The organism is Shewanella insulae, from assembly GCF_009831655.1.
GTDB lineage: Bacteria > Pseudomonadota > Gammaproteobacteria > Enterobacterales > Shewanellaceae > Shewanella > Shewanella insulae.
In genome coordinates, this window is sequence record NZ_WRPA01000008.1 from 63,966 (window position 1) to 78,917 (window position 14,952).

Here is a 14,952-nt window from a genome sequence, read left to right on the forward strand (position 1 = left end):
ATTCTAATGGACTTTTTAAGCTTGTGCAATCTTTTATTAGAAAAATGCGATTGAAGGGGCGAAAATCCTTTGCCCCCTTTAAAACTAATCGTTTAAATAGTAGGTCAGGGTCGAAACCACTCTGACTTTCTTGATGCTGGGCGTGTTGCTATCACGATTGCTGATGGTAAATTGCCCCTGAGACGCCTGTTTAATCTTGCCAAGTTGCGAGGCGGAATCCTTGGCAAACTTCTCGGCGGTTTGACGGGCATTTTCCGTCGCCGTCTGCACCATCTGTGGCTTGAGTGTATTCAAGCCGGTGAAGAGGAATTCGGTGCGGCCGTTGTAATCCTGATTGGAGATGGCGATTCCTTCCTTGGCCAGCTCAATAAGGTTACGCTGAGTGCCCAGTAGCAGATCCACCCGCTTAGTGTAGAGGGACACTGTGACCTGCGCCGCGTAGCGGTACTTGACGTTAGGATCGACATAGCCCTGGGCCTGCCTGTCTTCGATGGAGGGGAGGGAGCTGGAGATCTCATCTTGCGTAAAGCCTTGTTTGATGAGGAATGCGATCACCTTATCCGTCTTGCTCTGTACCTCCTGATAGAGGGTGTTGAGATCATTATCGACCTGGGTGAAGCGGATGGGCCAGATGGCTGTATCGGCCTTAACTTCGACTTCGGCGAGGCCCTTGACCGTTACGGTTCTTTCCATGGCGCGCATCTTGATGATGCTGTCGCCCAGACTAGTGCCTAATAGATAGAGACCGGCGCAGATGAAGCCGCCTAAGAGAATACTTGCCAGAGATTTTTGCATGGGTAAGCGTCCGGGTTGCTTTGAGGTAAGGCCAGCATATGCCTGTTTTATTAGGTTTTCCAGCGGAATAGCTTTTAGATTTTATTGCTGGGTTGCCAGAGTTCCACCTTGTTGCCGTCGGGGTCTATAAACCAGCCGAAACGGCCGAACTCTGAGTCCTCGGTTTCTGCGATAAGCTCGGCGCCGCCTTCGGCCACCTGAGAGAGAGCCTCGTTGAGATCATCGACGATCAGGTTAAACATAAATTCTTTGCTAGAGGGGTGCAGATAGTCGGTATCTTTTCCCATGGGGGTCCAGACGCTATAACCACCGGCGGCCATAGGTATCAGGTTATCGAGATAGAATGCTGCGCCGCCCCACGCCTCTACCGGTACCTGTAGGTAGGTCTTGTACCACTGTGCGAGTTGTTTGGGGTTATCACTCTTGAAAAATATGCCGCCTAAACCAATTACCTTTGCCATCGTCCATCTGTCGTCATGGGTGCTTTGTATTAACTGTAGAAAAGTTTTCCGATAACTACAAAAAAGCCGCAGTAGGCTGCGGCTTTTTTTGGGGCAGTGGTACAAGTTAGAACTTGTAGTTGTACTGCATAGAGTAGTAGGTGGCGTTCGAGCGGGTAGTCGCGTGAACCATACCCGTATCTGGACCGATTGGCAGGCCGCCCGTGATGGCGCTGTGCTCGATAAGATCCACATCTTCACCGCGGACGAAGGCGACACCGAAGTCCAGGCTAGCGTGCTTACCCAGATTATAGGTGGCACCGGCGGTGAACCACTGACGGTCAGAGTCAGGGATGGAGATAGAGCTGACTTCGCCAACGACCCCTTGGTCAAACATGTAGCCGGCGCGCAGCGTCCAGTCATGGTTGAGGGTGTAGGTACCGCCGACGCTGAATAGCCAAGAGTCGTCCCAGGCGTAGGTCTTCAGGCTGGCCTCTGGTGCCACGGGAACACCGCCGATGGTGCCGTCGATCACTGTGATCTCTTTAAAATCGCCCCAAGTGGTGAGCTGCGCCGTGTAGTGCAGGGCAAACTTCTCGGTCAGCTGATGGAAACCCGCCACCTGAAAGATGTCCGGCATAGGGATGTTAATTTCGTCGAAGGCTACGTTGGCACCGGCAACAGGGTTATACATGTCGATGTCGCCCGTCGCCTTAAAATCTGGGCTGAAACGGTAGCTCATACCGAATCTGTGATCGGCGTTGATCTCATAGACGGCGCCTATGATGCCGCCAAATGCTACGCCGTCGGCATCAACATCAACAAGATCCTGTTGAACCGGGCCTGTTTGTGTCGGGACCTGGCCGCCACGAGTCAGGGTACCTTTACCATAGATCATATCTACACCGGCGCCGATGCTGAAGTGATCATTGAAGCGGTAAGAGGCGCTCAGGTTAAAGTTGAGCGTGGTCACTTCTGTCTTACCCAGAAGATCAAGCGGGGCAGGCAGGCCGTTTACCAGCTGCTGTGACATAGGTGTTGTGTCTGTACCTGTACCGAAGTTGCTGAACATGGCAACACCATAGGCAAACTTGTCGTTTACCGGGCTGACATAGTAAAAGTTAGGAATGATCTTGGCCTCAGCCGCATCCTCTACGTGACCGTAGTGGATCTGACCAAGAGCTGAATCTATGTAGACATCTTTTACGCTGACTTCGACGTCGGCGTAGGTCAGGCCCATAGAAAGTTGCTTCTCATCAAACAGGGCCATAGCCGCTGGGTTGCGAGACAGCACCGAGGCGTTGTCTGCAATCACGGCATCACCGGCAAATGCGCGGCCGACACCAGTGGCTGATTGGCTGTTGAGTTGGAAACCGGCGGCCATCGCCTGGGAGCTGGCGAGTGTGACGGCTACTGCGAGTATAGTCTTGTTGAAACGCTTCATAGTTTGTTCTCGTTATTGTCGGGCAGGCTGTATGCATGCGCTCGTGCTTTAGTTGCGGCGGCCAGACCCATTTTATAATTCCCGTGCATAGTAGGGATGAGGTGTTACCTCAACAACTCCGACCAGATACAACTTTTTGTTGACTTTGTGTTAAATGAACTGTCGGTTTCATGTTGGCGACTTGGCTCTTGTTTGAAGAGCTGGTTGATGGCGCTATGTCACGTAGATTCTTGGTTTGGTTAAGGTTTTGCTAAAGGTTAACGGGATGTGAATTGGCAAATTGTAAGTAAAATTTTTGCAGTATAAAAAAAGCGTACACCTGTACGCTTTTTTGATCTTCCGCTCATTTTTGCGTCAGCGGAGTGAACGCCTAGCCTCAGAGTTTTTGGCTAAATTGCTCGAACTGTTCGCGGGTGCTGCTCGCGGGCTTAGATATCAGGCTTACCAGGGTACCGGCCAGGGTGGCGAAGAGGAAACCAGGTAAGATCTCGTACAGGTCAAAGATGCCGCCCGTGCTCTGTTTCCACAGTACAACAGTGATGGCACCAACGACGATAGTGGCAACCGCGCCGTTGCGGCTGTAGCCGCGCCAGAAGAGCGACAAAATCACCACAGGGCCAAATGCCGCGCCGAAGCCGGCCCAGGCATAGCTCACCAGGCTCAGTACGCTGCTCTCAGGATTTAGGGCGATGAGGCCTGAGATAACCGCTATGGTCAGTACCCCAATACGACCTATCATCATCAGCTCCTTGCTGCTGGCCTCGGGTCTGAGCCACTTCTTGTAGAAGTCTTCGGTGATCACGCTAGAGCACACCAGCAGCTGTGAGTCTATGGTACTCATGATGGCGGAAAGAATCGCCGCGATCAGCAGGCCACCAATCCAAGGGTTAAAGGCGGCGTGGGCCAGATGAATAAAGACAGTCTCTGGGTTGTCTAACGGTTGCTCGGCAAAGTAGAGGGTACCTGCGAGGCCGGTTGCCAGGGCGCCGAAGAGCGCCACTATCATCCAGCTCATGGCGATGCGGCGTGACACCTTAAGATCGTCGGCGCTGCCGATGGCCATGAAGCGTGACAAAATGTGGGGCTGACCAAAATAACCTAGGCCCCAGGCGAGCAGGGATGCCAAGCCTATCACAGTGGTGTTGTCGCTCAGCAGCGACAACATGGCAGGGTCCAGGCTATGGATGCCATTTTGGGTCTCTGGTTGACTGAAGATGGCCACCGGCACGATAAGCAGGGCGATAAGCATCAGGCAGCCCTGGAAGAAATCAGTCCAGCTCACCGCAAAGAAGCCGCCGACGAAGGTGTAGGTAACTATGATCCCCGAGCCGATAAGCAGAGCCAGGTTGTAGTCAAGGCCGAATACCTTCTCGAACAGTATGGCGCCGCCGACCATGCCCGATGAGGTATAGAAGGTGAAGAAGACGAGAATGGTGACTGCCGAGACCAGCTTGAGCACAGACTGCTTATCTTCGAAGCGCTTTTCGAAGAAGTCCGGCAGGGTGAGGGCGTTGTCGGTAAACTGGGTGTAGATCCGCAGGCGTTTAGCCACGAACAGCCAGTTGAGCCAGGCACCGAACACCAGGCCTATGCCGATCCAGGCTTCTCCCAGGCCGCCGAGGTAGACGGCGCCAGGTAGCCCAAGCAGCAGCCAGCCGGACATGTCCGAGGCACCTACGCTGAGCGCGGTGACGGCCGGTCCCATGGAGCGGCCACCTAAAATATAATCGTCGACAGAGTCGGTTGCTTTATAAGCCCAAAGGCCAATGCCCATCATCAAGATGAGGTAGCCGAAAAAAGTAATTAATATCGGTAATTCAATATTCATGCTTGCGCCATATTATTCTCACGCCAATGCCATATCGGCTGGGGTGCTAACCCAGACTAAAGCGGTTTTGGCATGTCTGTTTTAAGTGAACTTGCTATGCTAGCAGATGTTTGAGCTCTAGCTCAAACTTGCTCTGAAATGTGATCAAGATCTAGGCCGTATCGGTCGATTAATTGGCAAATAATACGGAAATGTTGAGGACTTGTTGGTCACTTAGAGGAGTTTATGCCCGTATCATGTTAGCGACGACCAAATTTTAGCTATCCAAATAAAAGGGAGCTAACCTAGGTTAGCTCCCGACTCGAGATTATCTGCCACTTCCCTTCATGGGGTGTTTGATAGACAGCCCTTAAATGAAAGACTCTTTTACTTCGTCTCTCACATAGTCCAGATCCGTGGCGTGCTCACCGACTAGGAGGACATAGGCGTTATCGGCCTTAAAGCCCATTCCCTGATAACGATTATCGGCGAAGGCCTCCTCTAGCACCATGCGCTCTTCAAGCGGCACGATAAACAGGGTGACCTTGCCCTGCCTGCCCTGCATCACCAGATGGATGCTCTTCACTCCCTGGAAGTCACAGTAGGTGCTATAAAGCACACGACCGGGCTGCTCGGTAAAGTGGGCATGGTTGAGACTGGTCAGCGAGGCCAGCTGAGTATTGACCTCATCGACGCTGATGTTCTGCTCACTCTTCATCGCCATCTCTTCATGATAGACATGGGCCAGGGCGTGTTGCCCTAAGTCGACCGGGGCGAGACGCAGCAGGGTGAAGCTTATGCTTGCGATGAAGGCGATAGAGGCCACCAGGGCCAAGGTAAAGCCCGTCTTGCGGCGCTCAACCTGATGCTGATGTAGCTGCTGATTAAGCAGTAGCTTGGCCTCGAGATCCTCTGGCACCTCAACCTTCAAGGCGGCCTCGAGTTTCTTGTCTAATAGCTTAAGGTCGTTTACGAAGGCTGTGCGCTCACTCGATTCGTGCATCGACCCAAGAAACTCTTCGTCCTGGCGATGTGGGTTTTCATAGGCCTCGCGGCGGAATTTTAGCTCATCCATTGGAGCGCCCCCTGGTTTGCGTGTCATCGAGAATCTCTTTTAGCTGATTTCTGGCGCGAAATAAGCGAGTCATTACGGTATTACGATTCAGATCTAAGATGCCGGCGATCTCTTCGCCGCTGAAGCCGCCGATCACCTGTAGGATCAAGGGTTCGCGATACTCGACTTCGAGTTTAGCTATCTGACGCCTGAGCATATGCTGCTCCATGTTCTCCTCGCTGGAAGAAGAGATATGGTCGGCGATATCGGCCTGCTCCACATCCGAGTAGTCGAACTGCTTACGCTCGAAGCGGCGGGCATTCTCACGCCGTAATATGGTGATCAGCCAAGCCTTGGCTGCCTTGTCGTCCTTTAAAGACTCCAAAGAGCGCCAGGCCCGTAAGAAGGTTTCCTGGGTGATATCTTCGGCGATATGCTTATCCCCGCACAGCCAATAAGCGTAGCGGAACAGATCGCCATGAAGTGCCCTGACAAGGCTATCGTATCGTCGTTGTTTATTCAGCATGTCTCTATTGACCGACTTTTTCGGTTTTTTATTTCGTATCACGCTAAACATTTTTTACTCGCAGCATAGAAAGGAGAGAAGGCGCGTCAATTGTTTCGACTAAGTTACCGCCATTGGCGCGCCTGAGGCAAGTTTGTTAGAGGGGATTTAAGGGGCTTAGGGCCGATTGTGTGCGTTGGGGCGCCGCTTTGGGGGCATTTTTCACCGCGCGAATCACTTTTTCGACGTCAAGCCCCTTTCCGTCTGGACTATATCCCTGACGCTGTATGGCTTGGATCGCCAGGTCGAGTTCCTTGCTAAGGGCGGCGATATCGGTCAGGGTGACTGATCTACCCGACCGTTGGCTCATGTGACGCTGCAGGGCAACCAGTGCCTCGCCCGTCTTGCCCTCACGGCAGGCGGTTTCAAATTGGCGCATGGCATCAGAAACCTTAGGCGTGTTGATTGGCTCTTGAGTCGTTTCGCTTCTCGCCGCCCCATGACGGTAGCCTTGGTAGTGGCGGTACCAGAGCAAGATTGTCGCCAGCCAGAGCAGGGCGAACAGGCCGCTGATGCTTGGCCAGTAGCCAGATTGCTGCCCTTGAACGCTGACGACGCTTGTCTGGGAGCGCTCCTGGCTTGCTGCTGGGGCAACGCTGATGCTGCGTGCTGGCAGTGTGGCAAATTCCTGTTTCTGAGTGCGGCTGTTCCACCAGGGGATGCGGATCTCGGGTAGGGTATACTCACCCGCTTGAGTGGGCACTATTGCCATGGTCTGGTTGAGCTGGGCGACCACCTGTTTATCGCGTACATAGGTCTTGCGCTGGGGATTTTCAGGATAGAGCTTAAAGGCATCGGGCAAAGTCAGCTTGATGGCTGGCAGGCTGGTATCATCTGCATTTGAGGCGATCAGGCGGATGTTGCGTGTAATAGGCACGCCCACCTGAAACTGGGCATCCTCACGCCAATCCTCTCTTAAGACTACAAGATCGCTCACCAGCCAGTCGCCCTGGTAAGACTTAGGGATAGGCAAGACCTCTATCTCACTCGGCGCGGCCTTGGCCTGCATGGGACGACTCTCGTTGAAGGAGAACATGCCTCCGCGACGGGTGGACTCCACCAGGACATCGCCGGAGAAGCTGGCGCCGGAGAGTGACAGCGTACCCGGCTTGTCGGCGATCAGGCTATAGGTGCGTTCGATCACCCGGTAGCGTCGACCGTCGATGATCTCTGTGCCATCGACATCGTCTCCCAATTGCTTGAGCTGCGCCCCCTCGACATTGGGTGCGCTGATCACGCCGCGCTGGAGCTCGACACCAAGATAGAGCTTGACCTTATAGGTGATCAACTGGCCCACATAGGCGGTCTCGGTCGAGACGCTGCTGCGGATAAACAGGTTTTTCATCTGTTGGGGCTGGCTGCCGGCGGCGGCTACCTTGAGCTCGATAGGTTCTGAACTTATGCCATCTATGGTCAAGGCGGGAATGAGCACTGTGCCTGTTTTTTTCGGCGCCAGCAGGATCTGCCAGCGGGTCTCCTTGCTGGCGTCGAAGTTCATGATCTGAGTGCTGCGACTGACACTAGTGCGCCCGACAATAAAGTCTTTCAACAGGGCGCTGGTGTCTAGGCTGGCGTTGTTTACGTCGTCATCGGCCTTGATGCTGAGCACCAGATATTCTCCCTGGATGGCGGGGTTTCTGTCTACCGAGGTTTCTACCTTGGTTAAGGCATAGGCTGGTGCTGACAGGATGAGTGTCAAACAGGCTAAGGTCAAAAAGCGTCGTATTACCACTGTTGATTGTCCTTTATGGTCGCCCCCTGACGGCGGCGTTTCTGATATTCCAGTTGCATCTTGTTTCGCAGCAAGACCTGGGGGTCGTCGACCACCCCGGTTAGGGCTCGTTGCATCTCGGGGGGAAGTTCTTCCGGCGCAATGGCGCTGCTCGCGGCCGCTACAGGCTCGCCTTGCTCATCTGCATCGCCGGGTTTGCCCTGGGTCATATTCGCGGCCTGGGCCTGGGCTTGAGTGCTCTCTTGTTCGGCTTGCGCTTGTCCCATCTGCTGGCTGGCGTCTGATAGACCCTTGTTAGCATCGGCCTGGCTGTTAGCCTCTTTGCCCGGATCGGCGCTCATCTGGGCGTCATTATCAGTGCCTGCCTGCTGGTCTTGCGACTGACTATCCTGGTTAGCGCCTTGTTGGTCTGAGCCTTGTCCATTGTCTCGTTGATCATTCTGGCCTTGAGCCTGCTCTTTAGATTGCTGGCTTTGAGACCTTTGGCTTTTAGAACCCTGGTCTTGAGACTGCTGGCCTTCAGAGCCCTGACCCGATTGTTGATCGCCCTGGCCTTGCTGCTGGCCTTGATTTTGCCCGGCGCCGTCTTGTTGGGACTGCTCTTGCTTATTTGAGTCCTGCTCCGACTGTTTCTGATCCGATTGGCCTTGACCTTGGCTAGCTGGCTCTTGCTGTTTTAACTGCTCAGCCAACTCGAGGTTGTGTTTGGCCTGAGTCAGCTCAGGGTCTTTCTTTAGCGCCTGCTGATAACGCTCGATGGCCTTGTCGAGTTCATTGAGCTGCATCAGGCTGTTGCCCTGATTAAACAGGCCATTAGCCGAATCATCCTGCTCGAAAAGCTCGAGCGCCTCTTGATAGTCGCCATTCTTGTACAGGGATGAGGCCTTCCACTGGGGCGAGGTAAACTGCTCGGCCGCGCCTTGATAGTCTTGTGCCTGGTAGGCCTGCATCGCCCTCTGATCGTTCGTGCTGAAGGGATGTTGCCAGCTGGCAGCCTGGGCCTCTGGGCTTGGGGAGAGGACCATCAGGCAGGCCAGCGCGGCGAAGGCGTGTCTGAAATTCAGCAACGCCGGCAGCAGCAAGAGTAGGGCCAGATAAGGGCCGATATCTTGCCAGGCTTCCCCCTGGAGATCCGATGCCTTGGCATCGCTCTCCCGGCTGAGGCTCTGGGTCAGGGCCTTTAGGTCTTGACCATCGGCGCGGTAGGCAACTACTTTGCCACCGCTGTTGCCAATCACACTGTTTAGCAGAGTAAGATCGGTCTGGCTAACCACCACCTGATTGCTTATGTCTCGCATCAACTGGCCGTCCGGCAGGCTAATGGCGGCGCCCTGGTTTGTCCCCATGGCGATGATAGAGAGGCGGTAATTTGTATCGTCTAATATCGCTTTAGCTTCGCTGATTTGGTCCGGATTCACGCCATCGGCCAACAAGATGATATCGCCCTTGAGGTGGCCGCCCTGAACGAGTAACTGCTTAGCCTGCTTTAGGGCTGCAGGTAGGTTGGAGCCAAGTGCTGGCATGATCTCCGGCGATAGGGTTGGCAGCAGGTTCAGCAGGGTGGCGCTATCTCGCGTTAACGGGCTGATGGTAAAGGCATCGCCGGCGTAGGCCACCAGGCCCGTCTCGCCTTCCTTGAGGGTCTTGATGAGATCCGTCGCCTTAAACTTGGCCTGAGTCAGCCTGTTGGGTGTCAGATCGGTTGCGTACATGGAGAGTGACATATCCATCACGATCACCCGGCCCAGGTTAGACTCGAACACCGGAAGCGTCTGTTTGGTGAGCGCAGGGCCGGAGAGGGCCAAGACGCTAACTAGCCAGATAAAGGCGATGAAGCCCAAGTGTTGTTTCTTGTTGGTCGCCTGACCGCTCACCAACACCTTTGCCAGGTGCGGCGCGATATAACGGTTCCAGCTAGAGGCCTGATGGTGCTGGCGTCTTTGCAGCCAAAGCAATAACGCCAGGGGAATGAGGGCCAGCAGCCATTCGGGACGGAGAAAATGGATCATGAGGCGCTCCGTGGTAGACGTTGAACTAAGGCCTGTACGGCAGAGAAGCCGCTTAACATCATGAGCACACTGACAAGCAGGGCGATGGCCAAGGGATAGTAAAAGAGCTCGGCCTGTGGTCGATAGCTGAGTTGGTCGCTGTCGGTTGGCTCTAGCTTGTCTATCTCCTGATAGATCTGCTCCAGTTCATCTGAATTACGTGCCCTGAAGTAACGCCCCTTGGTTTTTGGGGCCAGCAGGGTGAGCTGAGCCTCGTCGAGATCCATCGACGGATTGACGCGCTCCTTGCCAAACAGGGTGCGGCGCTCCATCACCTCGGCGCCCACCCCTATGGTGTAGATGGTCACGCCTCGCTTGGCGGCGATATCGGCGGCCTGCTCGGGCGTGATGCTCCCTGAGTTATTTGAGCCGTCGGTAAGCAGGATAAGCACGCGGTTGCTTTGCTCAGCCTTGTCGAAACGTTTGACCGCCAGCGCGATGGCTTCGCCGATGGCGGTCTGTTTGCCCACCAGGCCGATTTGCGCCTCGGTCAGAAACTGGGCCACCGAGCGTCTGTCCTGGGTGAGCGGCGCCTGCAGATAGGCGTGATCGGCAAACAGAATCAGCCCCAGCTTATCGCCCTTGCGGCGTTCGATAAACTCGCTCATCACCTGCTGGACCATGGTGAAACGGTCGACCGTCTTACCATTAAGCACCATATCTTCTATCTGCATACTGCCCGACAGATCTACCGCCAGCATGAGGTCACGCCCCTTGCTGGGCAGTTCTATGGCGTCGCCAACCCAGAGGGGACGGGCAACGGCGAATATCAGCAAAGTCCAGAAAAGCCAATGGGGCCAGCGGCTGCGGCGAGGGGAGTTATCCAGTCCTGTCGTTGGCGCCTCAGCGACGCCGGGCATTTGTAGATGACCGCCGCTGGTCTGCTTGGTTTGTTTGCTGCCGCTTGGTTTGCCGAGAGAAAAGATAAGTGGTAGCGGCAGCAAAATAAGCAGCCAGGGCCAGGCTAGTGTGAACATGACACCTCCTTGCCAGCCTTGAGCGGCAGGGCCTTCTGCAGCCAGGCTTTGGCAGCATCTAGCAATTGCATGGCCTCACTGGGCGAGAGATTGCCCGCTTGGAAACGCCTTTCCAGCAGATCCGGTAGTTTAGGATCCATGGCTGGCACCTGAGCGCCTAGCCAGGCATACCAGGCATCACCTTGCAAGGAGGCGATCTGCTCCCGGGGCAGATAACTCATGGCGCTGCGTTTTAGCAGGCTGTTGACCGTCAGCGGCAGCTGAGGATCCTCAGGCGTCACTTGAGAGAGTAGTGTTAGCGCCTCGCGTTTGGCCGCCAGCTGCTTGCCTCTGCGTTTTATATAGATGAACAGAGTAGCCATCAGCATAAGCAGTAGCAGTGTCAGCAGATAGTAGCCATAGGCTAGAGGCCAGACGCCGATCGGGGCTGGGGTGATGATATCCTGCAGGTTGGCGAGCGCAGGTTGACTTGCCGCTTGCATCTACCTCAGGGCTCCAATTTGTTGGTTTAACGGCTGGGCCGCATCGATGCGTCTTGGCCGCGCGTTGATCTGATTCATCATGGTGATAAATCCCTGTTGCTGTGTTTGTTGCTGAGCCAGCCAGGCATCATAGCTACGTCTGTCTAATACCAGCTCCTTATCGCCATCCCTGACCGGGAATTGGAACTGTGGCGGCAGCTTAAGGGTGCCTTGCCTGAGGGGGTCAGTGATCAGAAAGGCACCGATATCGCAGTGGCGTTTAAGCTCGCTCAGCGGCCCCAGACATTGGGGGCTGAAATGGCTGCCGTCGCTGATGATCCAGATAAGCGAACCGGGTTTGGCGATTCGCCTCAGGCGCTGACAGGCCTTGAAGATATGCTCCGGCTGTTTCACCGGTTGGTCGAGCTGAGTCAGTTGCTGCTGGTGCACTTGCTTTATAGCCGAGATCAGTGCCAGCATGCCAGTTTGTCGGCTGCGGGGCTTAAGCTCTAGGTGTTCGTCCTCGCTGGCGATCAGCGCCCCCAGGCGATCGCCGTGGCCAATCGCTGCCCAGCCCAGGGTGGCAGCCAGATGCGCCGCCTGTACCGACTGCAGCATCAAACTCGAGCCGAAATAGAGGCTATGGCTGAGATCCAACAGCAGTAATACCGGGCGCTCGCGCTCCTCGACAAATAGCTTGGTGTGGGCCTTGCCGGTGCGGGCGGTCACTCGCCAGTCTATGGTGCGCACATCGTCACCGCTCTGGTAGTGGCGCACCTCGGCAAACTCCATCCCCCGTCCCTTGATGCTGCTGGCTCTGTGGCCGGCTAATGCGGCACGCGCCTTGGTCTTGCGTTCGGGCAGGGCTCGGGCAAGATTTTGGCAGGCTAACAGCTCTTTCTGAGTAAGCGATACGCCATCGGCAAATAGGGGTAAAGCATTCTGTCCCATTAAGGCACCGCTACCTGACTGAGAATATGGTTGATCACCTGATCGCCGCTGACGCCTTCGGCCTGGGCCTGGTAGCTGAGTAGCAGGCGGTGGCGTAGCACGTTGGGCACCACGGCCTGAATATCTTCTGGCGAGACAAAGTCACGCTCCATCAGCCAGGCGCGTGCGCGGGCGCAGCGTTCGATGGAGATGGTCGCGCGCGGGCTGACGCCATACTCCAGCCAGTTAGCCAGTTGATCGCTGTATTGCTGCGGCTGGCGGGTGGCCATGACGATATTGACGATATATTGCTCCAGCGGCTCGGCGAGATAGATATCCAGTGCGGCCTTACGGGCGGCGAACACCTCTTCCTGAGCGATCGGCTCAACTTTTGGTAGTTCGTGAGTAATGGCTTCGCTGCGGGACAGGCGCATGATCTCAAACTCGGTGGCGGCGCTGGGATAGTCGAGATTCAGGTGCATCAGGAAGCGGTCTAGCTGCGCCTCGGGCAGCGGGTAGGTGCCTTCATTTTCCAGCGGGTTTTGTGTCGCCATCACCAGAAATAGCTTTGGCAGCTTGTAGCTCTGTTTACCCACGGTAACCTGGCCTTCGGCCATGGCTTCCAATAACGCCGATTGTACCTTGGCCGGCGCACGGTTGATCTCATCGGCCAGGATCAGGTTGTGAAAGATAGGGCCTGCCTCAAACTCGAAGGTGGCCGTCTGGGCGCGGTAGATGTCGGTGCCGGTAAGATCCGCCGGGAGCAGGTCTGGAGTAAACTGAATGCGGTGGAAGTCACCCTCTACGCCATCGCTCAGCGCCTTGACCGCACGAGTCTTGGCCAGACCCGGTGGGCCCTCAACCAGTAAGTGACCATCGGCAATCAGTGCGATCAATAAGTTTTCGGTAAGAGTGGGTTGACCCAGGATCACTTTATCCAGGTATTCACGTAATGCATGAAATCGACTTAACGGCATGATGCTACTCGGTATTATCTATTGTGTGAGCTGTAGACAGCGTATCGGGTAAAAAATTCAGTGATAAACGCCTTACCGCAACCTTAGGTGTGTCAGGTGACCTAGGGAGCTTGGCGGCGCCAAATTTCAATCAGCAAAATAAGTTAGCATGCTTAAACAGGGATTTAAACTGGCTTTAATGGCTAATTTGTATTTTATTAAACATTGTTAATCAACATCTTTTTCGATATTTGTCGTTTAAAAACCAAACAGGTGTTTAAAACCTTGAAATAAGAAGTTAGAATCAGATCACACTTTGATGGTCTGACCTGTTGCGAGAGTGTAGCGAGATACCCAGGCAACGGGGTAGGGAAGAATAATAACGGCGTTAGTAGAAGCGTTTCTATCAGACGCGTCACGAGGGCAAAAGATGAGTGAACTACAGCAAGTAAGGAACGCGAAGGGCGATCGCATCGCGATAGTGATGGGGCTTCGAACCCCCTTTGCTAAGCAGGCGAGCGCTTTTCATGGGGTGTCGGCATTGGATATGGGCAAGATGGTGGTGAACGAACTCCTGTCTCGCTCGGAACTCGACCCGAAAGAGATTGAACAGCTCGTTTATGGTCAGGTAGTACAGATGCCTGCGGCGCCCAACATCGCACGCGAGATAGTCCTAGGCACGGGCATGAATGTGTCTACCGATGCCTATAGCGTGACACGTGCCTGTGCCACCAGTTTCCAGTCGACGGTCAATGTGGCCGAGTCCATCATGACGGGCAATATCGAGATAGGGATTGCCGGCGGTGCCGATTCATCGTCTGTACTGCCCATCGGCGTGTCGAAAAAGCTGGCCCATGCCCTGGTGGATCTCAATAAGGCGCGCAGCTTTGGTCAAAAGTTGGCCATCATCCGCCGTCTTGGACTGAAAGATCTGCTCCCCGTGCCTCCTGCGGTTGCCGAATACTCAACCGGCCTTTCCATGGGACAGACCGCAGAGCAGATGGCCAAGACCTATAACATCAGCCGCGCCGATCAAGATGCCTTGGCGCATCGTTCACATACCCTGGCGACGGAGACCTGGGATTCGGGTCATCTGCGTGACGAGGTGATGGTGGCACACGTGCCGCCATACAAATCTTTCATCGACAAAGATAACAACATTCGTGAGAACTCTTCGCTCGATTCTTACGCCAAGCTGCGTCCAGCTTTCGATCGTAAGCACGGCTCTGTGACGGCGGCCAACAGTACGCCGCTTACCGATGGTGCCTCGGCGGTACTCCTGATGAGCGAGAGCCGTGCCAAGGCTCTGGGTTATGAGCCGATCGGCTACATTAAAAGTTACGCCTTTAGCGCCATCGACGTGTGGCAGGATATGTTGATGGGGCCTTCCTACGCGACGCCGCTGGCGCTTAAGCGTGCCGGCATGGAGCTTGAGGATCTTACCCTTATCGAGATGCACGAAGCCTTTGCGGCGCAGACCCTGGCCAATATGCAGATGTTCGCCTCGAAGAAGTTTGCGAAGGCGAAGCTGGGCCGCGACCGCGCCATCGGCGAGATCGATATGGCTAAGTTTAACGTCTTAGGGGGCTCCTTGGCCTATGGTCACCCCTTTGCGGCGACCGGAACGCGTTTGATCACTCAAGTTTGCCGCGAACTCAAACGCCGCGGAGGCGGTACCGGCCTGGCAACGGCCTGTGCGGCGGGTGGTTTAGGTGCAGCTATGATAGTAGAAGTGGAGTGATC

The 14,952-nt window shown here is 55.0% G+C and carries 13 protein-coding genes; 1 reads left to right on the forward strand and 12 read right to left on the reverse strand.

All coding sequences use genetic code 11. The annotated features are described in order from the left end of the window. Positions 1–84: 84 nt before the first annotated feature. From GNT65_RS10350 to GNT65_RS10405, 12 genes are all read right to left on the reverse strand, one after another. On the reverse strand, positions 85–795 hold the full coding sequence (locus GNT65_RS10350) for an SIMPL domain-containing protein (protein ID WP_160795908.1): 711 nt from the start codon (positions 793–795) through the stop codon (positions 85–87). 74 nt (positions 796–869) lie between these two features. Further along, a complete protein-coding gene (locus GNT65_RS10355; protein WP_160795910.1) occupies positions 870–1,256 on the reverse strand; it encodes a VOC family protein in 387 nt (128 codons plus the stop codon). Positions 1,257–1,362: 106 nt separating this feature from the next. Beyond that, a complete protein-coding gene (locus GNT65_RS10360; RefSeq protein WP_160795912.1) occupies positions 1,363–2,679 on the reverse strand; it encodes an OmpP1/FadL family transporter in 1,317 nt (438 codons plus the stop codon). Between the two features lie 376 nt (positions 2,680–3,055). Beyond that, positions 3,056–4,507 (reverse strand): sodium/proline symporter PutP, encoded by a 1,452-nt coding sequence (putP, locus tag GNT65_RS10365; protein WP_160795914.1) that lies wholly within the window; start codon positions 4,505–4,507, stop codon positions 3,056–3,058. Between the two features lie 349 nt (positions 4,508–4,856). Next, on the reverse strand, positions 4,857–5,561 hold the full coding sequence (locus GNT65_RS10370) for a DUF3379 domain-containing protein (RefSeq protein WP_160795916.1): 705 nt from the start codon (positions 5,559–5,561) through the stop codon (positions 4,857–4,859). After that, entirely contained in the window at positions 5,554–6,117 is a 564-nt protein-coding gene (locus GNT65_RS10375; protein WP_160795918.1) for a sigma-70 family RNA polymerase sigma factor, read from the reverse strand. Before GNT65_RS10375 ends, GNT65_RS10370 begins: the two co-directional genes overlap by 8 nt. Positions 6,118–6,202: 85 nt before the next feature. Further along, positions 6,203–7,837, reverse strand: coding sequence for a BatD family protein (locus tag GNT65_RS10380; protein ID WP_160795920.1), 1,635 nt, complete (start codon positions 7,835–7,837; stop codon positions 6,203–6,205). Continuing rightward, positions 7,831–9,846 (reverse strand): VWA domain-containing protein, encoded by a 2,016-nt coding sequence (locus GNT65_RS10385; protein ID WP_160795922.1) that lies wholly within the window; start codon positions 9,844–9,846, stop codon positions 7,831–7,833. Before GNT65_RS10385 ends, GNT65_RS10380 begins: the two co-directional genes overlap by 7 nt. Next, a complete protein-coding gene (locus GNT65_RS10390) occupies positions 9,843–10,862 on the reverse strand; it encodes a vWA domain-containing protein (RefSeq protein ID WP_160795924.1) in 1,020 nt (339 codons plus the stop codon). The genes GNT65_RS10385 and GNT65_RS10390 overlap by 4 nt, the downstream gene beginning before the upstream one ends. Then, entirely contained in the window at positions 10,850–11,344 is a 495-nt protein-coding gene (locus GNT65_RS10395) for a DUF4381 domain-containing protein (RefSeq protein ID WP_160795926.1), read from the reverse strand. Before GNT65_RS10395 ends, GNT65_RS10390 begins: the two co-directional genes overlap by 13 nt. Beyond that, the gene (locus tag GNT65_RS10400; RefSeq protein WP_160795928.1) at positions 11,345–12,274 is read right to left on the reverse strand and encodes a DUF58 domain-containing protein; all 930 of its coding nucleotides are present in this window, start codon (positions 12,272–12,274) and stop codon (positions 11,345–11,347) included. Continuing rightward, entirely contained in the window at positions 12,274–13,230 is a 957-nt protein-coding gene (locus GNT65_RS10405; protein WP_160795930.1) for an AAA family ATPase, read from the reverse strand. Before GNT65_RS10405 ends, GNT65_RS10400 begins: the two co-directional genes overlap by 1 nt. A gap of 409 nt (positions 13,231–13,639) precedes the next feature. On the opposite strand from GNT65_RS10405, the gene fadI reads away from it, so the two are divergent. Next, entirely contained in the window at positions 13,640–14,950 is a 1,311-nt protein-coding gene (fadI, locus tag GNT65_RS10410) for an acetyl-CoA C-acyltransferase FadI (RefSeq protein WP_160795932.1), read from the forward strand. The last annotated feature ends 2 nt before the right edge of the window (positions 14,951–14,952 follow it).